This is a genomic window from Nisaea acidiphila, from assembly GCF_024662015.1.
In the GTDB taxonomy this organism is placed as follows: domain Bacteria; phylum Pseudomonadota; class Alphaproteobacteria; order Thalassobaculales; family Thalassobaculaceae; genus Nisaea; species Nisaea acidiphila.
On the sequence record NZ_CP102480.1, the window covers coordinates 773369 to 796056 of the forward strand.

Here is a 22688-nt window from a genome sequence, read left to right on the forward strand (position 1 = left end):
CTCACCGGCGCTGGCCGATACTCCGCGCAAAGACATAACAGGCGCTTCAGGGGAGGAAAAAGCAAGTGTCAAACTACAGGATTATCACCGACGGCCTGATGTTTCCGGAAGGTCCCATCGCGATGCCGGACGGGACCGTTATTCTGGTCGAAATCGGACGCCAAACGCTGACACGGGTCTTTCCCGACGGCCGCAAGGAAATCGTCGCAGAGCCCGGCGGCGGTCCCAACGGCGCGGCGATCGGCCCGGACGGCAAGTGTTATGTCTGCAACAACGGCGGTTTCAAATTCGTCCGCGGCTCGGAGCCCGGAAATATGCGGTCAATCGGCCAGGCGGACGATTATAGCGGCGGCCGGATCGAGCGGATCGATCTCGATACCGGAAAGGTCGAGGTCCTTTACGATAGCTGCGACGGCCACGCATTGAAGGGACCGAATGACATCGTCTTCGACCGGGAGGGCGGCTTCTGGTTCACCGATCTCGGCAAGGTGCGCGGACGGGAGATGGACCGGGGCGCGGTCTATTACGCCAAAACCGATGGCAGTCTCATCAAGGAGGCAATACAGCCGATACTGACGCCGAACGGTATCGGGCTCAGCCCCGACGAGAAGACACTCTACGTCGCCGAGACCGAAAGCGGTCAGCTCTGGGCCTATCCGATCACCGGAGAGGGAGAAGTATCCAAACTTGGCTTCCCGCCATCGATCAACGGCGGACGCGTGGTCGAAGCGAAAGGCGGGTGGCGACGTTTCGACTCCCTTGCTGTCGAGGCGAACGGAAATATCTGCGTCGCGACGTTAATGAGCGGGGGTATTACGGTCGCACATCCGGACGGGGGCCTCGTTGAGTTCGTCGAAACCGGCGATCCGTACACGACCAACATCTGCTTCGGGGGACCGGAGCTTAAAACCGCCTACATCACCCTCTCCTGGGCCGGGCAGTTGGTCGAGATGGACTGGCCACGGCCGGGACTTCCGCTCAACTTCCTCAACAGCTGAGCGAGAAAGCGGAGCTGCTTTCCGGCTCGGGTTGACCGGCCCGGCCGGGAAGCGTAAAGACAGCTTCATGGATATTCTGCTTCAGGCTCTATCGGCACGACTCTTCGCCTGACGCGGCCGCTCGACGCGGCCCGCGCCCATCGAAATTCGTGCCTTTCTCCTGTCTGAGCTTGTTCCATGTCCTTCTCCAAAGCCTCCCCTGTCCGTTCGCCGTGGCGCAATGAGCTGTCCGCGACGCTGAAGCTCGCCTGGCCTCTGGTGCTGACGCAGATCGCAACAATTGCGCTCAACACAGTCGACGTAATCATGATCGGCTGGCTCGGGCCGGACGAGTTGGCGGCCGCCACGCTCGCCACCTCCCTCGTATTCCCGATGACCTTTTTCGGCATCGGCCTGCTCGCCGCCACCGCGGCGATGTTCAGCCAGGAGATCGGAGCGATCCGCCTGCGCGGCGTGCGCCGCACGCTGCGCCAGGGTTTCTGGGTCGCGATCAGCCTCTGCCTACCCTGCATGGCACTGCTGTGGAACGCCGAAGACCTGATGCGGGCGATGGGCCAGGATCCATGGCTTGCGGCAAAAGGGGCGGAATACACGCGGGTCGCACTCTGGGGCCTGATCCCGCTGATGTGCTTCACCGTGCTCCGGAATTTCGTCACCGCGCATTCCCGGCCGCGATCGGCGATGGTGATCCTGATCCTCTCCATCGGGGTGAACGCGCTCGCCGACTATGCGCTGATCTTCGGCAATTTCGGCGCGCCGGCGCTCGGACTGGTCGGCGCTGCCGCCGCGACCGTGATCGTGCAGTGCTTCATGCTGTTCGGACAGACTCTGTTCGTCGTCACCGACCGGCAGTTCCGGCGCTACAATCTTTTCGGCCGTTTCTGGCGCCCGGACTGGCTCCGTTATATCGAGATCATGAAGATCGGCGTGCCGATCGGGCTGACCGTTCTGGCCGAAGCCGGACTGTTCGCCGCCAGTTCCTTCATGGTCGGCCTGTTCGGGCCGGACCAGCTCGCCGCGCATGCGGTCGCATTGCAATGCTCGGCCTTCGTTTTCATGATCCCGCTCGGCATCAGCCAGGCGGCGACGATCCGCGTCGGCCTGGCCGCAGGCCGCCAGCGGATGGCGGATGCTCTGCTCGCGGGCCGGACCTCCACGACCCTCGGCGTCGGCGTGGCCGCCTTCACCGCGGTGATTTTCTGGCTCGCGGCGGAAACCCTCGTCGGATTCTTCCTGCGCGTCGGCGATCCGGAAAACACGGCGGCCATCGGCTTCGCCGTCACTTTCCTCAAGGTCGCGGCCGTGTTCCAGCTCGTCGATGCGGGACAGGCGGTCGGCGCCGGGAGCCTGCGCGGGATCAAAGACACCACAGTCCCCGCGGCTCTCGCCTTCTTTGGCTACTGGATCTTCGGCTTTTCGGCGGGCGCCTACCTTGCCTTCGTCTACGGGCTCGAAGGCGCCGGTGTCTGGATGGGCCTGGCGGTCGGACTAACCGTCGCCTGTATCGCCCTGATCCTGCGCTTCGAAATCCTGATGCGGAAGGCACTGAGGCCGCTGACGCCCGCCTCCTGACAGGTTCAGGCGGTGCGCCGGCCGCCGCGAAGATAATGGTTCGGCGCCCCTTCGACCTGCGCAACGCGGAGCTCCTGCGCGAAGTCGCCGCGCTCCGCACGGAGCAGCATCTCCTGCCAGAAGGGCGGTTTGCTCTCGATCCGGAAAGCCTCGCCAAGCACCCGCCCGGTCATGCTCGCGGGCGCCTCGACATCCAGCGCCGCCAGCATGGTCGGCACGATATCGACCAGCCCGGTCGGCGTTTCGACCACATGGCCTTGGCGGAACAGGTCTCCGCCTGCCGTCAGCAGGTTGTTGAGCTCGTGCTGGTGCAACCCGCCATGCATCCCGCCGCCGACCGAGATGTCGCCGTTATCCGCATAGCAGAGCCCCGGATAGCCGTGCGCATTCGCGCCGTCCGACGTCCGCAGGACCATGTAGAGATCCGGCGCCCGCGCGCCGGAGACATTGATCGCGCTCATCAGAAGCGCGCCTTTCAGCTCCTCGCGACTGAAAACCAGCCCGCACCAATCCTGCTGCGTCAGCCAGTCGAAGACTTGCTCGGTCATCTCCGGATTGCGGTCGCGGATGCTGATCCCGCCCGCATAGCTACGCTTGACCACGACATCGACATCGCCGCCGATCGCATTGCCGACCCGGAAGCCGGCTTTCGTCAACTCGTCCGCGACATCGATCTGGCCGGTAACCGTAATCTGCCCGTGATCTGACGCGGCGACGATCTGCCAGCCTTCGTCCCTGCCCTCTTTCTCCCACCAGTCGAGAATGCGGCGGAAGGCATCATCGACCGCCTTGATTGCCGCGAGGCTCTCGGGCGAGCCGATCTCGCGGTAATGGAAGCTTAGGTCCGGTTCGTTGAACCAAATCACCTGAATATCCGCATCGTGCTTCGGAATGAATTCGTCGAGCAGGACGGAGGCCGCGTAATCCATCACCGCGACATTCGGAAACTGCTGTTCGGGCACCGGGCCGAAGCGTTCGATCACCTTGTCGAACTCCGCGGCCGGACTGGAAATGTCGGCGCCCCAGATCGAGAAGACCGGCTGGCCCTGCGCTGCCGCATTGAGGTTCAGCAGCCGGGCATTACCGATCTTGCCGGTGGTGACCACGGCATATCTCCGCCCCGCCTCATGCAGGATCTCGCCGATATTGCGGGAACCTTGAAGGCGACCGTAATGCTCTGCCGCCGCCGCCATCTTCGCGTCGTCCGAGGTATCCATCGGTCCGTCGAAGCCGAGCGCCGGATCGTAAAAACTGTTGCCCATGATGCCATGGCCCGGACGCTGGTTGTCGCCCGCCGGATGCAGCGCGGCCTGACCGGGGAAGGATCCGGTCACGAAGCTCGAGACCTGCACCCGCGTCTCCACGGGAAAGACCGAAGCGCTGTTTGGGAAATCCGTCCAGGATTGCCGAAAACCGTGGATCGCCGGCGCCGTGTCGGCCCGGACCATGTCACGGCGCAACCCGTCGAAAAGCACAAAGAGAAAACGCGGCCGCGACATCACATACCCTCATCCACAATCGGCATTTAGCGCCGCATTCTCTTCCCTCCTTCCCCCTCCGGCAAGACGCCACCGCATGAAAGCTGTGTGACGAAAAGCGGCGATTGCGTTGCGTAAATATAACAGTTCGATAAATCTAGAACATTCGTTGACAGCTTCCTCCGGACGCCCTAGATTGCGATCATGGATATCGAAACCGCATCGAAATGCCTGTCCGAACTCGGCAACCCGCATCGGCTGGAGGCCTTCCGCCTCCTGATCAAAGCGGGCCCGGAGGGAGTGTCCGTCGGCGACATTCAGAGACATCTGAACATCCCGAAATCGACCCTCTCGCACCACATCTCGCATCTCGTCTGGGCCGGGCTTGCCCGCCAGGAGCGGGAAGGCCGGGTGCTGCGCTGCACGGCGAATTTCGAGCTGGCCGACCAGCTTGTCGCCTATCTCTGCGCGGAATGCTGCAGCGGCCTCGATGTCGTGCCGATGGAAGAGCAGGAAGAAGCCTGAACTTTTTATTTGCGTCGATAGTTCGACATTTCTGGAAACACGGGACAAGATCATGACCACCGCAGAACTGACACGTTCCCTTTCGCTTCGAATTGGCCGCATCGACCGGGTCTGGATCGCCATCGCCCTGGTCTTCGCCGCCCTCGCCCTCCTCGCCCCGGCCCAAGTGCCCGAGAGCGCCCGCTTTGCGGTCGACGCCCTGATCCATATCGCGCCTTATCTCGCGGTCTCGGTTGCCGTCGCCGCCTTCGCCCGAGCAAGCGGACTCGATCACCAGATCGGCCGCGCCTTTTCCGGCAATGCGGCCCAGGCGATCCTGCTTGCAGCCGCCTTCGGCGCGCTCTCGCCCTTCTGCTCCTGCGGCGTCGTGCCGATCATCGCCGGACTGCTCGGCGCCGGCGTGCCGCTCGCCCCGGTGATGGCCTTCTGGCTCGCCTCGCCGCTGATGGACCCGGAAATGTTCATCCTGATGCTGCCGGTAATGGGACTCGAGTTCACGGTGGCGAAGATGGTCGCCGCCTTCAGTATCGGCGCTGTCTCAGGCTTCGCGACGCACATGCTCGTCAAGGGCGGCGCGTTCTCGGACGCCCTGCGCCCGCAACTGACCAAAAGCTGCGGCTGCAGCGGAACCAGCGCGCTGAAGAACGAGAAGATCGTCTGGGCCTTCTGGAAGGACCGGGAACGGCGCGCGGCATTTGGCGGCGAGGCCAGGACGACCGGCCTTTTCCTGCTGAAATGGCTGGCCCTCGCCTTCGTCATCGAAAGCCTGATGGTGAGCTATGTCCCGGCGGACAAGATCGCGACCTATCTCGGCGGCGGCGAATGGTGGACCGTTCCGGCGGCCATTCTGGTCGGTGTGCCGAGCTATCTCAACGGCTATGCAGCGATCCCGCTCGTCGGCGGTCTTATGGACCTCGGCATGGCACCTGCCGCGGGACTTGCCTTCATGATCGCCGGCGGGATCACCAGCATCCCGGCCTCGATGGCGGTCTTCGCCCTGGTGCGAGGCGGTGTCTTTACCTGGTATCTCGCCCTCGGGCTGCTGGGCTCGCTCGCCGCCGCCTACGGATTTACGCTCTATCTTGCGATTTCGGCATGATATCCTTGCATCCGGCCGGATATTGCTTCAGCAAGCGTCGTGCTTACCTAAGCTGACACCGCCGGGACTTCTGGAAGGCCCGGCAGCCACGGACGCCGCGAGACGGCGGGGAGGACTGAATGGTGGATGTCAACCCGAGACCGAAAGCGGTCCTCGACCCGGTCTGGAGCGACATGCTCAAGGACGCCGCGGACTGGGCGGAACAGGAATCCGCGCTCGCCAGCTGGATGCATGCGAGCGTGCTCGACCAGCAGACCTTCGAAGACGCCCTCTCCTACCTGATCTCGCAAAAGATCGGCGGAACGGAGATGAGCGATCTCTCTGTCTATCAGGTGGTGCACAACGCCGTGCTGTCCGACCGGACGATCGGCGAGGCAGCCAGGGCCGATCTCTCGGCCACCTACGAGCGCGACCCCGCCTGCACCAGCTATCTGGAGCCGTTCCTCTACTTCAAGGGCTTCCACGCCCTGCAGGCCTACCGTATTTCGCACTGGCTCTGGGGCCACGGACGGGAATATCTCGCCAAATATTTCCAGAGCCGCATTGCCAGCGTCTTCGGCGTGGACATCCATCCGGCCGCCACGGTCGGCAAGGGCATCATGGTCGATCACGGCACCGGACTTGTCATCGGCGAGACCGCCGTGGTCGAGGATGGGGTCTCGCTGCTGCACGCCGTCACCCTCGGCGGCACCGGCAAGGAGACCGGCGACCGGCATCCGAAGGTCCGCCGCGGCACGATGATCGGCGCGGGCGCGAAAATCCTCGGCAATATCGAGGTCGGCGAATGCTCAAGGGTCGGCGCGGGTTCCGTCGTGCTGAAAGACGTCGAACCGCACACCACCGTCGCCGGCGTTCCGGCGAAGAAGGTCGGAACCGCCGGCTGCGATCAGCCCGCGCTCTCCATGAACCAGCAGTTCCTGGCCGAAGAATACGACTGACACTTCACTTCGAAGGACCTGAGCGCGAAAGCGCTCAGGTCGCTGTTTTCGGCCAGATCCCTCCGAGGGCGGCCGTCGCCTCCTTGGCGACCGACGTCACGATCTTGCCGAGCTTGTCGATCCGGTCGTCGGTGATCCGGGCCGTCGGGCCGGAGATCGAGATCGCAGCAAGCGGTTCACTGTGGTGACCGAACACGGCCGAGGCGACACAGCGCAGTCCGACCGAATGTTCCTCGTTGTCGATCGCGAATTCGACCTGCCGGACACGATCGAGTTCCGCTTCCATACGCGGCAGCGCGTCGATCGTGCGGCGCGTCCTGTGCTCCGCTCCGACCCGCGCCAAAAGCTTGGAGACCTCGTCCATGTGCAGGCGCGCGAGCAGGGTCTTGCCGACGGCGGATCCCGCGATCGGCACACGGGCACCCGGCTTCGCAAATGCCCTCATCATCTCCCGGCATTCGACCTGCGCCAAATAGACCATCTCGTCATGGTCCCGGACCGCCAGATTGACAGTTTCCCCGCTCTCTTCCATCAGGCGCCGCATATAGGGGCGGGTGATGGCCACAAGGTCGCGCGTGCGCAGAAAGGCATTGCCGACAGCGAAACACTGGACGCCGATCTGCCAGGCGCCGCGCTCGGTATCGAAGCGGACATAGCGCTCCTGCTGCAAGGTCGTCAGCAGCCTGTGCACGGTTGACGGCGGCAATGTGACGGTGTGAGCTATCTCGGTCAGAGTCATGCCGTCCTCGTCCGCCGCGAGCGCGTTCAGCACACTGATCGCCCGCGCAACTGACTGGATCTGGCCTGACCGTTCTGCATCCGATCGCTTCGGAAGTGCGGTCATGTGTCCGGTTTCTTTCCCTGGCTTTGTATACAATTTACCCTGGCGTGACTTTTCGCCATCATCCGCTTTTGAGTCATTCTAAGTTTCCGCATGGTGGGATACAATTGCATTTTTGGAATGAATGGTTCCCCTTTGCATTTGCTCCCTTCGACGGGCTGCGCTAAGCCCGGATGATCAGGAGCCCGGGAGCAGAAGAAATCCAAATGCGTATCCTCGTCACCGGTGGCGCCGGCTTCGCCGGATCGGCTCTTGCTCTGGCTTTCAAACGGGACAATCCGGGCGCCGAAATCGTCGCGGCAGATAACCTGAAACGCCGCGGCAGCGAACTGAACCTGCCCCGCCTCAGAGCCGCCGGCATCCGCTTCGAGCATGCCGATATCCGCGATCCGGAAGATATCGCCGCGCTTGGCCCGATGGATCTGCTTCTCGAATGCTCCGCCGAGCCGTCCGTGCAGGCCGGCTATGCCGGGAGCCCCTCTTACCTGCTGGATACCAATCTGCGTGGAACGCTCAACTGCCTGGAAGCCGCACGGCGCCATAACGCGATCTTTGTCTTTCTCTCAACCAGCCGGGTCTATCCCATCACACCGCTGCGCGACCTGCCGCTCGAAGCCGGCGAGAAGCGACTGATCCTCCATCCGGGAGCGGAAGGGACCGGCTGGTCCGAGCACGGCATCGCAGAGGATTTCCCGCTCGACGGTCACCGCTCGCTTTATGGCGCGACCAAACTCGCCTCCGAGCAATTCATCGAGGAATACAGGGCCGCCTTCGGCCTCAGGGCCATCATCAACCGCTGCGGCGTCCTCGCCGGTCCATGGCAGATGGGCAGGGTCGATCAGGGCTTCATGGTGCTCTGGGCAGCACGCCACCTCTATGGCGGCTCTCTCAGTTACAACGGGTTCGGCGGGCACGGCCATCAGGTTCGCGACGTGCTGCATGTGGCGGATCTCTACGATCTCATCGCCCGCCAGCTGGACAACCTGCCGCGCGCCGTGCAGGGGCTCTGGAACGCGGGCGGCGGGTCCGGCACCTCGACCTCGCTCCGTGAGCTGACGGAAGCCTGCGAGTCACGCACCGGACAAAGTCTGCAAGTGGGCGCGCGCCCCGACACCAACCCAGCGGACATCCCCTGGTTCGTGACCGATGCGCGACGCGCAATGACAACCTTCGATTGGGCACCGAAGCGGGCTCTCGACGACCTGCTCGACGAGATCTTCGAATGGCTCAACGCCGAGCGCGACGCGCTTGCGCCCATACTTTCCTAGGAAGACTGACCGTGTCGGCTGGAGATACCAGAAACCGGATCGATGAAGCGAAGTTGCGGGACCTGTTCAACCCGGAACGCGTCACCCGCCTCATCAAAATCGTCGGCCCGCATCTGGCGGGAAGTCGTAACCCGGTTCTGCATATCATGCCGCTTGCCTGGCGGATCGGCCATATCGCCATGGAACCTCATGCAATCTGGGAACTCTATGGCGGCGAGAAGGACCGGATGGTGCTCCTGTTTCCGCTCAGTTCCGTTGCACCGCACAGCCGCGGTGTCCGCGCCGTAATCGAACCGCACTTCAAAATCGTGGAGACGGACGAGCCCGGCATCATGATCATGGGTCATGTAGATGCGGGTATCCTGTCGCAAGGCGGCTTTACCTGGTACCAGCGCGGTCCGGCGGGAGTGCTTGACGATTACATCAAACTCCTTAGTCACACCGGGCGCCAGCCGCGCCACATGGCCTTGCCGCCGTCAGTTCGCAATGAAGTCGATACCTTCCTCGCCCGGCTCGGGGTCGGAGATACGGACAAGGTGGTGGTTCTCAATGTCCGGGACCGCAACTACATGGCCGACCAAGAGGTGCACTTCTATCGCACCGCCGATATCGCCAGTTACGAAACGGCCCTCCTCCATCTTCTGGATCGGGGTTACTGGGTCCTGAGGCTCGGCGTCGATGGAACGGTACCCGCGTCCATCAAAGCTCCCCGTTATGTGGAGGTTTGGAAAGAACCTGACTATTCCGATCTGCTCGACCCCGGTCTGATTGCCCGCGCACATTTCGGCATTACCTGCTCTTCCGGGCCGGAGGCAGTGTTCCGCATCCTCGGAACCCCCCAACTCATGGTCAATGGCGTGCTCCAGTGCAGCATGTGGATGAATCCTCGCGACCGGCTCCTGTTCAAATCCTACCGGACGAACGAGGGAGTACCCGCCAGCTTGCCCGCCATGCTGGAAAAGGGTGTCGCCATCCGATCGGACTCCGCCAGTGTCGGGCAGTGCGGTTTCACAGCCCAGGACAATACTCCCGCCGAGATCCTCGCCGCTGTCCGGGATATGGAAGAAGCCCTCGGTTCGCAGCCGGCGGAAGCGGATGACCTCGACCGGCGGTTTCTGGAAATCGGCTGCGCTTACCAGAGCTTCCTGACAGAAATCGGCCACCCTCGGGATCCCGCTTCACTCAGTGCCCGCCCAACGCAGTTCGGCTATGCCCTTCCCTGGACCCGGCTGTCTGCCGCGAACCAATCGGCGAACCCGAATTTCCTCGAATGAGCATGTTTTTCCAGGTCGTCGCGCCCATGGTTTTCGTGCTCCTCTGGAGCTCGGCCTTTATCGCCGCGAAGTTCGGCGTCGCCCATGTCGAACCATTTACCTTCCTCGGTGCCCGCTTTGCCCTTGTGACCGCGATATTCACAATAATCGCGCTCGCAGTAAAAGCGCCGTGGCCGCGTTCGATCAGATCCTGGCACAATATCGCCGTCGTCGGGCTCTTCCTGCACGCCTTCTACCTCTCGAGCGTTTTCGTCGCGATCCATGGTGGGATGCCGTCCGGGCTCGTCGCATTGGTGTCGGGTCTTCAGCCTGTGCTGACGGCGATCGCCGCCGGGCTCTTTCTCGGCGAGCCGCCAAGCGCCCGGCAATGGGCCGGCTGCGTCACCGGTTTCGCCGGCATGGTGCTGGTGCTTTCGGATCAGATGAGCATCGAGGGCGTTACGTTTATCGGCATCGGCCTTTCGGTTCTGGCCCTCCTCTCGATCAGTTTCGGCACGCTCTACCAGAAGCGCAACGCAGCCGAAATGAACCTGCTGACCGGCAACGCGATCATGGCAGGGACAGGGTCTTTGGTCACACTCGCCGCGGCCGCCCTGTTCGAGAGTATGGAGATCGTCTGGGCCCCGGCCTTCGTCGGCGCCTTTCTCTGGCTGTCCATCGCGGTTTCGCTCGGCGCCTACTCGCTGCTGATGCTCTTGATCAAACATGGACAGGCAACAAAGGTCGCGAGCCTGTTCTATCTCGTGCCGCCGACCGCCGCCGTGATGGCCTATATCGCGTTCGGGGAGGAGATCAGTCTGCTTGCGGGGCTCGGCATTCTGGTGACAGCGGGCGGCGTGGCGCTCGTGGTCCTGCCGCAGAGGAAGCCGGCCTGACGCCGCGTCAGGAGATCAGGCGCCCCGCCTCTTCCTCTTCGCGCTGCTGCTGGCCCTTTTCGACACGCCGCGCGAGTTCCACGTCCAGGGCCTCGGTCGACCAGGAATGCATGGCGGCAACGATCTTGACCCGGGCCCGCTCGATGCTGGCCTGCGTGTCGAAACCATCATCCGGATAAAGTTCGCGGTGGGGAATGATCGGCAGGAAATTCATCACATAGGCGACCGCCATATCCCGATGCTCGGTACTGCCCGCCTTCTTGCAATCCTCCGCGTCCGCCTCCGTCCAGCGATCGATCAGCGCAGTCCAGCCATCGAGCGCGAAGGCGACGTCGCGGCGCAGCTTGATCAGGTAGGAGACATTGGCGTCCTGCTTGCCGAACACATTGGCGAAGCTGCCGAGCAGCGAGTCCAGTGTGACGATGCGCTCGTCCACATACATGATGGTCTGATCGATCACCTGGAGCAGAACCTCGGCCGTCGCGCCGTACTCGTCCGGCTTCTGATCCAGATAGGCCGCGACCGACTTGCGGAACTCCATCAGGTTCACGTGCTCGAGGAAAAGGTGCCCGTTGGTGCGGTCTGTCTGGGTGCCTTTCACGGTTCCGAACGGTGTGATCAGGCCGACCAGAGGCTCCAGCCAGTCGCGCACATTCTCGACGCTCACACCGCTGCGCTGGGAGGCGAAAAGAAAGACCCGGTCGATCAGCATCTCCAGATCGAAATGCGCCTTGGACTCTTCGGCGGTCATCAGTTCCACGAGAGTTTTCGTATTCGCGTTCGCCATCACCGGATCGCCGCGTTCGATCCCGCATTCCCGCATGAGCTGGGCGATGCAGGACATCCGGACGACTTCCTTGTCCTCCCCGTCCTGCCGCGCCTGAGCCTGCGCCTGGGCGCGGATGTCTGGGTCGTCAGAATGGACCGCGTTGACCTTGTTCACGAGCTCGCGCACCTGGAGCGGGTCGATGCCGTTCTTTCCGACGATGCCAGGAATGCCTTCATGGAGCTGCAGGTCGCGCTCGTTCAACTGCACGAAATCGGGGAGGTCCTTCCAGGGAACCACCATCAGCTCGCCCCGGCGCCCCCCGCCGAGACTCGGCACGACGGCTTCCAGAACCCGGTCCTTGCCATGCTCGTAAACCCGGGCGCGCGCGTGGCGCAACGACTCGTTTGCCGTGAAAGGCACCGTCGTTCCTCGCCGTTCAAATGTCTGCGCGACACTAATATTGTTCGCCATGTGGCGACACCCCGAGCATTGGGCGGTAGCCTTGATTACCGCAAAAATTCGCTGTTTTTGCAAGAATTTAGGCCGATGTGACCATGATCACGTTAATGAATCGTTACCACGCACCTTCATAGTGTGAGACAGCCGGCTAAACCGCACGCTAAGCCATTCTAGAACAAAAGAAACCACGACAGCCCGGCGCAACTTATTTCCATTCCCAGAATAAGGAATTGCGCGGGGCAGACTTCCGGCCTTTCGCCGGAATATCGGAGAGTTGCATTCGCGGACTTGCCAAACATGTACATGGCGGCAACTCTAAGGATCAACTCGGGACAATTCCGGACCATCGCGATGGAGCTCCAAGTCATGCGCCAGTTCACTACCGTCTCGATCCTGCTCGCCGGACTGCTCGCCGGCTGCTCCAGTCCGTCGGAGGACGCCGCCAAGGCCCAGAAGAGCGCCTACGAGGCCCAGGAGGAGGTCGCCCGCCAACGGTTGAAGCTGGTGGAGCAATATCAGAGCTGCATCAAGGAAGCGGAAGGCGACAAGTCGAAGGAAGAGGCCTGCCAGTCTTTCCTGAACGCCGCCGAGGCTCTGAAGTAGCCGAGGTTGCCCTGCAACCAACGGACGTCAGATCCGTCCCGTTGACGGCCTTCAAGCTTTTGCACCTCTACGTCACCCGTTGACGAAAGGTTATTCAGGCTCGATCCGCCGTCGATGATTTGGGGGAGCCGGAGCATGCAAACGGCAATTGCCGAGGCGCGCCTGATCGAGTTCTCCATAAGGCCCATGAGGACCATTTTCGGCACAATAGTCTCCAAAATCATCGCCCCCCGGCGCCATTTCATTCGCCAATGCTCGAACCTTTGCTGGAACCGCTACGCTGGTGCCGTTCTGAGCAAAAACGGATCCGCTGAAGGTTCCAGAAGCAATTACCCCGATGTGGGATGGGCTTTCTTCGCTGACAGCAGCTAAGTCCGGTCCGGTACGAACCATCGTCGGACCGGATCCAGTGTACCAAGACGGCTCTCCATCACTGCGGCGATATCCCCCTACCACGACGATATCGCAAAGATTCGCGTAAGCGTTGAACGAACCTCGGCGGCTGACATGTTCGCCATCGAGTTCGCCGCCTTTTGGCAATCGTCCGGACACCGGGTCGTATTTTTCGTAAGCGGCATCGTCGAAGTAAGACTGACGGCCTTTGGGCCGCTGACCGAGGCGGGGATCGTCACGCTGTACCCGGAGTTCGATTAGGTCATCGCCGCGAAGATCGTCGCAGCCCCCGCTTCTCGCAATTCGGACGCGCCAGTTCCCAGACGGGCAGACCGGCTCATTCCCAATCTCGGGCTCCGTCCCACGCACAGCGATGAGAACATTTTCCCGAATGCGCCCGGGTCCTCGCATATCGAGCCGGTGATAAATGCGGGCCATGACAACACCGTCAACGACCCAATCCAACATCTTGTTGGGTTGGCTATAGAAAGTTTGCTTCGGACCGCCTCGCGGCGGCTCCAGGGAAACCTGGATGCAACCTTCGTTCTCGCCCCGAGATGTGCCCTTTTCGGGGAGCCAGATATCGACGAAACTGGCGGTTCTATCATCCGGTTTAAGCCGCCATTTCAATGTCTGCTCGGGATCGAGTTCCATGACTTTCATCCGCGCAGCGGAGCGGCTGTGGAAGGAATTGCCGGAAGGCAAGACGACGCGACATAGGGCACTCTCGCCGGTTTTGTTCTTGTAGTAGCGAATAAAATTCTGAATCTCACGCTCGACCGGCCCGCCCCCGTCGAGTGGCCCGGCAGAGATACCAAAACTGAAATTCACGACCAGCGGCAACCACGCGACCGATCCATCCGCCTTGGGCGGTGCCCGTCTGGACAAATCGATCGCTCTATCCCCGATATACTGGAGCGCCTTTCGCAAGTAGACCGACGTACCGGAGCCCGATGTTTCGGCTACGGCGGCTGCAGGCAGCTGCACGCCTATGAGCGGCCGCTTTCGGGCGATAGTGAGGTCTTCCGGATTACGCCAATCGTAACCCGAAGCGACGTCCAAAATATGCGTCCCATGGGTCCGGGCGAACATGAGCGATTGTGGGGCCGATCGACCGTAGCGGGTCGTGCTGTCCGGCCGGCCAAAATCGATCAAGCCGGATGCACGATAAACTCTTTCCTCGTCGCCCTCATGCAGCCTGAGCAGTTCGTCGATTTCTAACTTGTCGATCGGCTGGCCGATAATCGTGTGCGGGCTATCGTTTCGCCGCTCGGTGTCCATCGCATAGAAATACTCAAACCGCGTTTCAGTCTCGGACCGGCGAAATCGATCATTCGCGAAAGCGATGCCGTCATCCACGATAGCGACGATCACCTCGTCTCCATCAAGCGCACGCCCCCTGTCCTCGGATTTCTCTTCAACGATGGAACCCGTGCCGACTGTCCGCGGATCCAGTCCGACTCCGAAATCGACTATGGATATGCCGCTCTCAGGCCGCTCGGCCCGATTGAGCAGAGACCGGTATCCTTCGCGCCCAAGCACCACCAAGAGATCAAGACTGCCGTCGCTCTTTTCCTCAACGAAACTCTTCAACTGCGTGTATGAATCGTGGGACATCACAACTTGTTGGGAAAACTCATCCCCTTTGCCTGCGGACTTGGTTGCCGCAGGCGCTCGAACAGCTCCTTGAGCGTACCTCTCGGTATAGGACCGCAGCACCTCTTCCGCCATGGGGGCTGTAAGCCGCAACAAAACCAGCACGGGTCGGTAGTCATCCGACAATTCCTGTAGCCAGTGGTTCTGAAGGTTCGCGCAGGCACCAGAAGGCAAGTCCTTATACTTCCATTCGCTTGTCATTCTTCAGCTCCCATCGCAGGTCGATGTGCGGGTCACGCTCTAAATGGCCCACTCGGAACAGGCTTTTTCCCAAAGCCAATTCAGAGGTCCTGCCGGATCGTTCGGTCCCGGGCTCCTGCCGTGAATGACGCATTTTCCTCGGATATTCAGGAACGGGGTTTGGCATGCTGTGCCGGTCAGGATTCGATCGATGTCCCGCCAATCGAAATCCATGCTGCCGAAGCAGTCTCCGACAAACTTCCAGCTCTCGAACTCCGCGGTTCCTCCGCGAGCCCGGAGAAGGAAATAGTCTGCAATTCTCTTGCCCAGCACTTGCCCCGCAGCGCTGTCGACCGGGTAGTGAACGCCGGCGATCACACGATTGACCGATATCCGTGCAGCCTGACGCAACAATTGTTGACGCCAGATACGCTTGGGTCTGAAGGACGCCTCTTCCTCCTCGCCGTCCGTCTCGGCGATCTGTTTTGAAAGCTGCTCATCCATCGCCTTCGTCAGCTCCGCCAGAACATAAGCGACCATGAAGGCCTCGGTCGCATGGCCGCTTGGAAAAGTGCCGTGTCCCGGTGTCTGGAGCATTGGATTGATTTGCGCGCTCAGTTCCACCGGACGCCTGCAAGCAAGGGAATGCTTGATCCGCATTTCAATGGCAAAGCAGGCGCTCAGGAGCGCCCCGAGCAATTCCAGAGTCCAGCGTGTACGTTCCGGATGCAGGAAGCCAATCCCCGCGAAGAACTCGAGGAACCCATCAACCTGAGAGAGGATTTCCGCAGCCCGATCCCTACGCAGATCCGCATAGTTATGGACATATTCGAGCTGGCAATTCAGGAACGTATTGACCGAGGGACGTTCCAGCTTCACCAGTTGCCCCTTCTTATCGGGAACTGAGCCTTCTTCCCGGGAATTGGCGATGCGGATTTTGACACCCGGGTCGCATGCCTCTCCAGGCTCTCCGCGTCTATTGGCGAAAAATTCGAGATTTTCGAGCAACTCAAAATCGAGGATCAACCCTCGCACGCGGGGCGACCATCGCTTCATGGCGCTCGCGTGGTCCGCAGGAAGCTCGGTTCTCCCCGGTCCCGGCTGATACCAGGGCCCGACGATCCCGTCATAGTTCGAGATCAGAGCGCCGGAAGAAACCGGAGAGAGCAGACGACCGCCATTGCCGCCGTTTCCTCCATTTCCGCCATTGCCACCGTTTCCGCCATTGCCGCCATTGCCGCCATTGCCGCCATTTTCCAACCCGCCGCCATTCTCGAGGCCACCGCCGTTGAAAGGTCCTGCCAACACCATGATTTCGTCCCCCATCTATCAGTCGCAGTGCTTTGAAGAACGCCGGCATCAAGGCGCCTTCACTCTCGCAAAAAGAGAAATGTGATATTGAAATTGCCGATTTGATTTTATGATTTCAATACGACCTGCACATTTACGCATTGAATTCACGCTTTATTCACGGAATAATTGATACCGAATAGAAACAATTTTCTTTGCCTGAAGCGAAAAATTGCCCTCGGACACTTGTTTAGTGATCAGAGATCTTTGAAGAATCTGTTGCCGGGCGAAGACAGTGGGGTCGGTTCAATTGAATATCGACGGCACACGTTCCTCTAACGCTTCCAGGCTCCGAATCTTCGTCGTCGGCCCCCTTAGAATACTTGGAGGCGACGGTAACGAATTGCAGTTGGACTTGCGCCGTGCCCGAGCAATGCTTGCCGTTCTCGCATTGACGCCAAGTCACCGCCGGTCGCGCACAGCTCTTCAGTCGATGTTCTGGAGCCGCAACGGCCCCAGTGACGGAGCACAAAACCTACGAACCGCTCTCCGGCGCATCCGCGTCGCTTTAGGTGATGACGCTGACTGCGTGCATGCCGACAGCACCATGGTGGCATTGCAGTCGGGCCGGTTCGAAGTCGACATTGACACTTACGATTTTGCCGGGGCAGCAAACCTTCCCGAGTCGAACCAGCCTCTGCTTCTGGAAGATCTGGACATCCTCAAAGAGCCTGAATTCGAGGACTGGCTTCGCGATCAACGCTTGGCTTTCGAGACTCGACTGGACGAGGCATCGCGGCCAGCCCCTCAGGCCGCGACCAGTCGGAACAATAGGCTCGCCTTCTGGCTGAGGGTGTCTCCTCCGGACGGATTGAGCGGCTCGTCGGAGTATTTCTATTCCAACCTGGTCGCAACGGCGATCGCCCAGGGTGTTTCGGAATGCGGAGCGGCGGAAATCGCAACCACAGAACGCGATACGCCCGGGATCAATCTGAAGGTTTCCATGCTGACGAAGCAGAATGGGGCCATAGCCTCCGCCTCGCTTTCCGAAGCTCATTCCGACCGAATCTTGTGGACGGGAAACCGGTTCATCCCGACCGGCGGGGAGCAAGTCTGCGACGAAACCGCTTTGATGCGCTTCGTGAATCAGATGGTGGATATAGCCGTTTACTGCTTCCGCAACCTCGGTTCCGACCGCAACATGGAGAATGCCTTCACGTTTGGTTTCGATGCCATCCAGAAGATGTTTCAACTCGGACGCGACGAGCTAATGGAGGCAGACGCCCTTCTCGACACAGCACTCGAACAGGACATGAACGGGCTCACTCTGGCATGGAAAGCGTATTTGCGAACATTCCTGGTCGGCGAGCACAATTACGATCCTGGCCTCGTTTCGGAAGAAGTTCGTGCACTTTCAAGGCGAGCGATCGAATTAGCGCCCCTCAACGCGTATGTCCTCGCGTTGTCCTCATATGTCCACAGCTTCATTCTGCAAGAATTCCATGCAGGCCAAGAACTCGCCGAGCGAAGCACCGAACTGGCGCCGGGCAACCCACTTGGTCATGCCTTTCTCGGCGCCGCGGCCTCATATAATGGCCGCCACGAGCAAGGTCTGGTCCATCTGACAAGGGCCCGGGAGCTATCCGGTCCGGGTCCCTACGCTTTCACGATCGATTTCCTTGCCGGTGTCGCGTCCACCCTCGCTGGCCGGCACGAAGAGGCCGTCTATCTGAACGAAATCGTCCGGCAAACAAAGCCGGACTACAAACCTGCTCAGCGTTTTCTGACCGCTCTCTATCTCAATCTTGGGGACAAGCAAAAAGCAATCGCAGCGATGGAAGAGCTGCGAAAATCCGAGCCGGACTTCTCGATCCGCAAGATGCGTGAACCGTCCTATCCGAGTGCGGCTCTGAAATCGGCAGGCTTGCTCGCGCAGAATGACCCGGACTTCTCCTAGAACGGTCTTTCTGAAGACCTTTTCACCGACTATTCACGGTTTGTAGACGTCCAGTCCACGACCGGTAAACGGCGGTGGCATCAACTTGCTCCCAGTGGCTTCACAGATCCGCAGGGAGGGCCCCGTCATGCGCTTGATCGATTTCACCGCCTACAGAGGCGCGCCGTTGCCGCCACCGGGCGCCGAACGGTATCCGACCGCTCCGAATGTTCTCCTAGTGCCGAGCGGCGACATGCGTCTTGCCGAACAAACGCCCCTCACGACCGATCTTCCGGAATTCTCTCACGTAGCGAAAGTGCAGTTTGCCGCCATGGCCTCAACGCTCGATCAGATGAAAATGGGCATCATTGTCCTTTCCGCGTCCGGCATCACGCTCCTCTGCAACCGTGAAGCAGACAGAATCCTTGAATTGGGCGATGGTCTGAGCATCGACAGCCAAGGCCGCCCGACCGTTGCCCGAACAACAGATGCAGCCCTTCTGCGTGACGGAATAGAAAACGCGCTGAACGAAAAAAACGGCACTCAGAGCCGATACACGATCGTTCCGATCCCGCGACCGTCCGGGGCACCACCATTTCTCGTCCAAATCGCACCGCTTGACGATTCCGACACGGACCTCGCGCGACCGGAAGGTGCTGCCGTCCTTTATATCCTCGACCCCGCGCGAGAAAGCGGGGTCCAGATCGGCGGTCTGACGGCAATGTTCGGCCTCACCAAAGCGGAAGCAGAGATAACGGCCTTGATCGCGGAGGGTCTCGACACAGCAGGGATCGCCGACCGTCGTCATGTGTCCCGCGAAACAGTACGCACCCACGTAAAACGCATCATGGACAAGACCGGGACCCATAACCGGGCCCAGCTTGTTCGGCTGGCACACATGCTTTCCCTGCCAGACAGCGCCGACTCCGGGAACCGCCGGGACAATTAAAGCAAGCAGGTCCCCCAGCCGGGGGACGCGCGTGCTCCGAAAATGAATTGCAATCCAAGAACAAACTCATTCGCGGCCCTGGCTACCAGGGAAGGGTTCAAGTCAAGGAGTAACCCCGATGATCAGCCTTGATACAAACAAGATAGAAATTCAATCGGCGAAAGACGGCACGTCCACCCGACAGCCACGCCGCCTAAAGAAAATGGCTGCAGGTTTGATCTGCGCATCTGTGATGCTCAGTGGATGCAGCACGGTAATGTTGCCGCATATTGAAGAAAAGCCGTTGCCATTTACATGTCCGGCCGTCTCCGAGACGGAAAACCAGCTCTGCTATATTTCGTCACTGGAAAAAAATTACATTGAAGATGCCAAAAAACTCGGTATCGAACGTAGCACCTACAATCTAGCGACGATCGCGGCGGCAGTCGTCGGCGCCGTTGGTCTAACGTTCGACGCTCATACCGATCTGGTTCTAGGCAGCGGCATTTTTGCCGGTGGCATCCAGACCGTGAACGCGTATGCCAGCCCCGCCGCCAAGCAAAAACTACTTCTCACCTCGATTCAGCAGCTCCGGTGCGTCTCTTCAACGACCAGGAGATCGGTCGCCGGGATTGATCTTAAAACAAGCCCGGATGACCCCGCTGCCGCCGTACTGGTTTCGGACTCAGTCGCTTCGATCGAATCGAAGCTGATTGGCGCCTGGCTTGCGACGTCACAAGACGTGTCATACGCCAAAGTTCTCGAGAACATCAGAACAACAGCCAACACTCAACTTGAAAAATCAGACGCGACACTCAAAACGAGAAACAAAATAAATCTCGAAAAATTAGCCGTCGCGCTCGGGAAATGCGTCTCCGCCTAAATCAGGAAACGAAAAAAAATAGTCTCTTGAAATACTAATTATTATCAAAACGAGCAGGAACCAAGACATGACTCCAACAGAAAACAAGACAAAAGAGTCCGAAATTGCCGAAATCTATCATTCCGGAACGGATGCAAGGCATCAGCCGACGTCGACGAACCCACTAGACCGCGTTCTATATGGGGAAGATGATCGCCGCGACGTGCATAATCTCGCCGATGTGCAGGTCGACGCCGCACTCCTGCGGAAACTGATCGCCTCGACCGTTATTCTGACCGACAGAAGCAATTTAACAAAGCAGACGGACGGCTCTTACGAGCTTCGGGTCGAAAGTTTCGAGCGCCCGGATCCTACGACGGGAGTGGCACTGCCGGCATGCTCGGGAGAACGCTTCGGGCATCAATATACAGGGGGCTGGTGCTCCGGCTTTCTGGTCGGCCCGGACGTCATCGTCACCGCGGGTCATTGCAATAAAAGCGCCGACTCCGTGACAAACACGGCCTACGTTTTTGGCTTCAGGGCCCAAACCGCGACCGACCCTGGAACCACCGCGTTCCGGGACGATCAGGTTTACTTCGGCAGAGAGCTTATCGCGCATGACCTTTCGGAAGATGGCGACTACGCGATTGTACGCCTTGACCGTCCAGTGACCGCTCCGGATGCCGAGCCGATGAAGGTTCGCGTCAGCGGTGAGGCAGGCATCGGCAGCAACATCGGTGTGATCGGCTATCCGAGCGGTCTGCCGGTCAAAATCGCTTTTGGCCCGGATACGATCGTGATCCGCCGAGACGACCCATGGTTGCTCGCCAATCTGGACACCTATGGCGGCAATTCCGGGTCGGCGGTGCTCAACAGAGATGGTCTGGTTGAGGGCATCCTCGTGCGCGGAGCCCAAGACTACCATACCGACAGCCGAAACGGATGTTTCCGAAGCAACAGAGAGCTGAATTCAGAGGGCAGGGAAGTTGCCACAAAAGCCAGTGCATTCGTTGACAAGATTCCGCGAGGCTGAGATGACCCGAATCTCCGAAAATATCCGAACGAAGCGCCAAAATCTGGTCCTGAACTGCGTTGAATCACGCAGCACGGAAACCGACTGGGGCATCCAGGACGCGCTGGATGCTCAGAATTGGGAAGCACATATATCAGGTCGTCCACTACAGAAAGATAACGGGCGGCCGATTCCGGAAGAATGCGATCTTCGGGCCGATTGGTGGTCTGTTGGCAACCAGGAGGATTCCGGTGCGTGCGTCGGCTTCGCAACTGCCGATGGCGTGCTGCGATGGCTCTACGCACATAAAGGACTGATAAACCGGGACAACTTCCAAGAACGCCCCTCGCCTCGCTTCATATGGATGGCGAACAAGGAAACCGATGCATTCACGCGATATCCGACCACCTTTCTGGAGCGCGAGGGAACATCGACGAAACTCGCCCTTGGCGTCGCGCAGAAGTTCGGATGCGTACCGGAAAGTATGCTCCCTATGAATGGGGACCTTTCCCGCGACAATATCAGCGTGTTCTTTACTGTAGCGGCGCAGTTCCGTATCAGCGGCTATTTCAACCTCGGCAACAACTTGACCGACTGGCGATCTTGGATCGCCAGCAACGGGCCAATACTGACCCGCTTGGATGTCGACGATCAGTGGTTCGGCTTGTTCGAAAACAATCAGGTTCTTGCCGACTACGTCCCAGGCTCTGCCGGGCAAGGTCATGCAGTTTGTTTGGTGGGATATGACCGCGATCGCTTCATCATCCGCAACAGCTGGGGCCCGGATTGGGGCGATTCCGGCTTTGCATGGGCGACGGACACGTATGTTCAGGCGGCCTTTACCGAAGCGTATGGGGCGCTGATGTAAGGACCTTTTGCCTTCAATAAGCTTTCTTGAACGACTAAGGGCCGGAGATTGAAGAGGAGTTGAAAGATGCAAGGTACGAACCCGGACTCGAAGAGGCTGACCGATCTATCGCAGAGAGTCGGGACCGCACCCAATGAACCAAGTTTCGGACAATACGCGATGCTGGTCAGTGCAATCGGAATCGTCGTTTGCTTGTACGGCATCAACGGGCTGAATGACGCGCCGGACGGCGAATTCTGGGCCATAAGCGAGTTCACCCCTAAAGACAAAGCGGCGGACGGGCCCTTCCGCACGTTTCTCTCCCAACTGGGCATTCTCTATATCGTCGCTGCAATTCTTGAGAGGGCCCTCGACGTCTACGTGAAGGTTTGGCGCCAACCCGTTCGGGAAGCCCTCCAAAAATCCATCGAGTCGCTCTCGGAGGATATGGAGGCACTGCGGCTGAAAGGCGGCGATACGACAGCCCTGGATGAGACGATCCGGATTTCTCGTATAGCCCTTCAACGCTATCGGGCTCGAACCCGCCAGGTCACGATACTCGTGGCAACGGCCGCCGCACTTGTCGTCTCGGCTGTCGGACCAAGAGTTCTTGGCGGGGTCTTCGAGCTTTCCGGCGACTACGCTTCCATGCAGGGGGCTCTGTTTACGTCTCTCGATATTTTCCTGACCGCCGGTTTGGTGGCTGGTGGGACTGCGGTACTGCACCCCATGGTGACCACAACCACGACATTTTTTGCCGAAACCGCCAGTGCGCTGAAGGAACGACCGAAAGCAGGAAGATAAAAGCTGTTCCTGATTGGGCCTCCCTGACCCGAGAAACTCGGTACGGTGTCTTCGGCGCCGTACCTTTTCTTATCTGCCGCC

21 protein-coding genes are annotated in these 22688 nt (G+C 60.0%); 15 read left to right on the plus strand and 6 right to left on the minus strand.

Going from position 1 to position 22688, the window contains the following annotated elements:
• Positions 1-65: 65 nt before the first annotated feature.
• Positions 66-998: an SMP-30/gluconolactonase/LRE family protein gene (locus tag NUH88_RS03705; RefSeq protein WP_257770049.1), complete on the plus strand. Its 933-nt coding sequence runs from the start codon at positions 66-68 to the stop codon at positions 996-998.
• A 177-nt stretch (positions 999-1175) separates the two neighbouring features.
• Positions 1176-2570: an MATE family efflux transporter gene (locus NUH88_RS03710; RefSeq protein ID WP_257770050.1), complete on the plus strand. Its 1395-nt coding sequence runs from the start codon at positions 1176-1178 to the stop codon at positions 2568-2570.
• 5 nt (positions 2571-2575) lie between these two features.
• On the opposite strand, the gene NUH88_RS03715 is transcribed toward NUH88_RS03710, so the two are convergent.
• Positions 2576-4069 carry an alkaline phosphatase family protein gene (locus NUH88_RS03715; protein ID WP_257770051.1) on the minus strand — a complete coding sequence of 498 codons (1494 nt, stop codon included), beginning with the start codon at positions 4067-4069 and terminating at the stop codon, positions 2576-2578.
• A 183-nt stretch (positions 4070-4252) separates the two neighbouring features.
• Here NUH88_RS03715 and NUH88_RS03720 point away from each other — a divergent pair, with 183 nt between their 5' ends.
• The 3 genes from NUH88_RS03720 (at position 4253) to cysE (ending at position 6610) form a co-directional block, all read left to right on the plus strand.
• Positions 4253-4573: an ArsR/SmtB family transcription factor gene (locus NUH88_RS03720; RefSeq protein WP_257770052.1), complete on the plus strand. Its 321-nt coding sequence runs from the start codon at positions 4253-4255 to the stop codon at positions 4571-4573.
• Positions 4574-4625: 52 nt separating this feature from the next.
• Positions 4626-5672, plus strand: a complete 1047-nt coding sequence (locus NUH88_RS03725; protein WP_257770053.1) for a permease — start codon at positions 4626-4628, stop codon at positions 5670-5672.
• A 119-nt stretch (positions 5673-5791) separates the two neighbouring features.
• Positions 5792-6610: a serine O-acetyltransferase gene (gene cysE, locus NUH88_RS03730; protein ID WP_257770054.1), complete on the plus strand. Its 819-nt coding sequence runs from the start codon at positions 5792-5794 to the stop codon at positions 6608-6610.
• A gap of 34 nt (positions 6611-6644) precedes the next feature.
• On the opposite strand, the gene NUH88_RS03735 is transcribed toward cysE, so the two are convergent.
• A complete protein-coding gene (locus NUH88_RS03735; protein ID WP_257770055.1) occupies positions 6645-7454 on the minus strand; it encodes an IclR family transcriptional regulator in 810 nt (269 codons plus the stop codon).
• Between the two features lie 203 nt (positions 7455-7657).
• Between NUH88_RS03735 and NUH88_RS03740 the strand changes: the two genes are divergently transcribed.
• The 3 genes from NUH88_RS03740 to NUH88_RS03750 are packed head-to-tail and all read left to right on the plus strand — an operon-like array spanning position 7658 to position 10868.
• Positions 7658-8719: an NAD-dependent epimerase/dehydratase family protein gene (locus NUH88_RS03740; protein ID WP_257770056.1), complete on the plus strand. Its 1062-nt coding sequence runs from the start codon at positions 7658-7660 to the stop codon at positions 8717-8719.
• 11 nt (positions 8720-8730) lie between these two features.
• Complete coding sequence (locus NUH88_RS03745; protein WP_257770057.1) at positions 8731-9993, plus strand: TIGR04372 family glycosyltransferase; 1263 nt, start codon at positions 8731-8733, stop codon at positions 9991-9993.
• On the plus strand, positions 9990-10868 hold the full coding sequence (locus tag NUH88_RS03750) for a DMT family transporter (RefSeq protein WP_257770058.1): 879 nt from the start codon (positions 9990-9992) through the stop codon (positions 10866-10868). Before NUH88_RS03745 ends, NUH88_RS03750 begins: the two co-directional genes overlap by 4 nt.
• 7 nt (positions 10869-10875) lie before the next feature.
• On the opposite strand, the gene NUH88_RS03755 is transcribed toward NUH88_RS03750, so the two are convergent.
• Positions 10876-12108, minus strand: coding sequence for a hypothetical protein (locus NUH88_RS03755; RefSeq protein ID WP_257770059.1), 1233 nt, complete (start codon positions 12106-12108; stop codon positions 10876-10878).
• Between the two features lie 354 nt (positions 12109-12462).
• On the opposite strand from NUH88_RS03755, the gene NUH88_RS03760 reads away from it, so the two are divergent.
• Positions 12463-12699, plus strand: coding sequence for a ChiQ/YbfN family lipoprotein (locus tag NUH88_RS03760; protein ID WP_257770060.1), 237 nt, complete (start codon positions 12463-12465; stop codon positions 12697-12699).
• A 90-nt stretch (positions 12700-12789) separates the two neighbouring features.
• Here NUH88_RS03760 and NUH88_RS03765 read toward each other — a convergent pair whose 3' ends face one another.
• From NUH88_RS03765 to NUH88_RS03775, 3 genes are all read right to left on the minus strand, one after another.
• The gene (locus tag NUH88_RS03765; protein WP_257770061.1) at positions 12790-14949 is read right to left on the minus strand and encodes a S8/S53 family peptidase; all 2160 of its coding nucleotides are present in this window, start codon (positions 14947-14949) and stop codon (positions 12790-12792) included.
• A 39-nt stretch (positions 14950-14988) separates the two neighbouring features.
• Positions 14989-15984 (minus strand): phosphatase PAP2 family protein, encoded by a 996-nt coding sequence (locus NUH88_RS03770; protein WP_257770062.1) that lies wholly within the window; start codon positions 15982-15984, stop codon positions 14989-14991.
• Between the two features lie 83 nt (positions 15985-16067).
• Positions 16068-16199 carry a hypothetical protein gene (locus tag NUH88_RS03775; protein WP_257770063.1) on the minus strand — a complete coding sequence of 44 codons (132 nt, stop codon included), beginning with the start codon at positions 16197-16199 and terminating at the stop codon, positions 16068-16070.
• A gap of 452 nt (positions 16200-16651) precedes the next feature.
• Between NUH88_RS03775 and NUH88_RS03780 the strand changes: the two genes are divergently transcribed.
• The 6 genes from NUH88_RS03780 to NUH88_RS03805 all read left to right on the plus strand — a co-directional run bounded on the left by NUH88_RS03780 (position 16652) and on the right by NUH88_RS03805 (position 22607).
• The gene (locus NUH88_RS03780) at positions 16652-18175 is read left to right on the plus strand and encodes an AfsR/SARP family transcriptional regulator (RefSeq protein ID WP_257770064.1); all 1524 of its coding nucleotides are present in this window, start codon (positions 16652-16654) and stop codon (positions 18173-18175) included.
• Between the two features lie 127 nt (positions 18176-18302).
• The gene (locus NUH88_RS03785) at positions 18303-19103 is read left to right on the plus strand and encodes a helix-turn-helix transcriptional regulator (protein ID WP_257770065.1); all 801 of its coding nucleotides are present in this window, start codon (positions 18303-18305) and stop codon (positions 19101-19103) included.
• Positions 19104-19221: 118 nt separating this feature from the next.
• Positions 19222-19965: a hypothetical protein gene (locus NUH88_RS03790; protein ID WP_257770066.1), complete on the plus strand. Its 744-nt coding sequence runs from the start codon at positions 19222-19224 to the stop codon at positions 19963-19965.
• Between the two features lie 67 nt (positions 19966-20032).
• Positions 20033-20977 (plus strand): trypsin-like serine peptidase, encoded by a 945-nt coding sequence (locus tag NUH88_RS03795; RefSeq protein WP_257770067.1) that lies wholly within the window; start codon positions 20033-20035, stop codon positions 20975-20977.
• A 1-nt stretch (position 20978) separates the two neighbouring features.
• A complete protein-coding gene (locus NUH88_RS03800; protein WP_257770068.1) occupies positions 20979-21824 on the plus strand; it encodes a C1 family peptidase in 846 nt (281 codons plus the stop codon).
• A 66-nt stretch (positions 21825-21890) separates the two neighbouring features.
• The gene (locus NUH88_RS03805) at positions 21891-22607 is read left to right on the plus strand and encodes a hypothetical protein (protein WP_257770069.1); all 717 of its coding nucleotides are present in this window, start codon (positions 21891-21893) and stop codon (positions 22605-22607) included.
• Positions 22608-22688: the final 81 nt, after the last annotated feature.

Coding starts and splice junctions, on each gene's coding strand:
- NUH88_RS03775 (WP_257770063.1), bottom strand. CDS start 16,199: ATGGCGGCGGGTTGGAAAATGGCGGCAATGGCGGCAATGGCGGCAATG.
- NUH88_RS03780 (WP_257770064.1), top strand. CDS start 16,652: ATGCTTGCCGTTCTCGCATTGACGCCAAGTCACCGCCGGTCGCGCACA.
- NUH88_RS03770 (WP_257770062.1), bottom strand. CDS start 15,984: ATGAAGCGATGGTCGCCCCGCGTGCGAGGGTTGATCCTCGATTTTGAG.
- NUH88_RS03790 (WP_257770066.1), top strand. CDS start 19,222: ATGATCAGCCTTGATACAAACAAGATAGAAATTCAATCGGCGAAAGAC.
- NUH88_RS03715 (WP_257770051.1), bottom strand. CDS start 4,069: ATGTCGCGGCCGCGTTTTCTCTTTGTGCTTTTCGACGGGTTGCGCCGT.
- NUH88_RS03725 (WP_257770053.1), top strand. CDS start 4,626: ATGACCACCGCAGAACTGACACGTTCCCTTTCGCTTCGAATTGGCCGC.
- NUH88_RS03750 (WP_257770058.1), top strand. CDS start 9,990: ATGAGCATGTTTTTCCAGGTCGTCGCGCCCATGGTTTTCGTGCTCCTC.
- NUH88_RS03710 (WP_257770050.1), top strand. CDS start 1,176: ATGTCCTTCTCCAAAGCCTCCCCTGTCCGTTCGCCGTGGCGCAATGAG.
- NUH88_RS03765 (WP_257770061.1), bottom strand. CDS start 14,949: ATGACAAGCGAATGGAAGTATAAGGACTTGCCTTCTGGTGCCTGCGCG.
- NUH88_RS03800 (WP_257770068.1), top strand. CDS start 20,979: ATGACCCGAATCTCCGAAAATATCCGAACGAAGCGCCAAAATCTGGTC.
- NUH88_RS03805 (WP_257770069.1), top strand. CDS start 21,891: ATGCAAGGTACGAACCCGGACTCGAAGAGGCTGACCGATCTATCGCAG.
- NUH88_RS03785 (WP_257770065.1), top strand. CDS start 18,303: ATGCGCTTGATCGATTTCACCGCCTACAGAGGCGCGCCGTTGCCGCCA.
- NUH88_RS03795 (WP_257770067.1), top strand. CDS start 20,033: ATGACTCCAACAGAAAACAAGACAAAAGAGTCCGAAATTGCCGAAATC.
- NUH88_RS03760 (WP_257770060.1), top strand. CDS start 12,463: ATGCGCCAGTTCACTACCGTCTCGATCCTGCTCGCCGGACTGCTCGCC.
- NUH88_RS03755 (WP_257770059.1), bottom strand. CDS start 12,108: ATGGCGAACAATATTAGTGTCGCGCAGACATTTGAACGGCGAGGAACG.
- cysE (WP_257770054.1), top strand. CDS start 5,792: ATGGTGGATGTCAACCCGAGACCGAAAGCGGTCCTCGACCCGGTCTGG.
- NUH88_RS03735 (WP_257770055.1), bottom strand. CDS start 7,454: ATGACCGCACTTCCGAAGCGATCGGATGCAGAACGGTCAGGCCAGATC.
- NUH88_RS03720 (WP_257770052.1), top strand. CDS start 4,253: ATGGATATCGAAACCGCATCGAAATGCCTGTCCGAACTCGGCAACCCG.
- NUH88_RS03740 (WP_257770056.1), top strand. CDS start 7,658: ATGCGTATCCTCGTCACCGGTGGCGCCGGCTTCGCCGGATCGGCTCTT.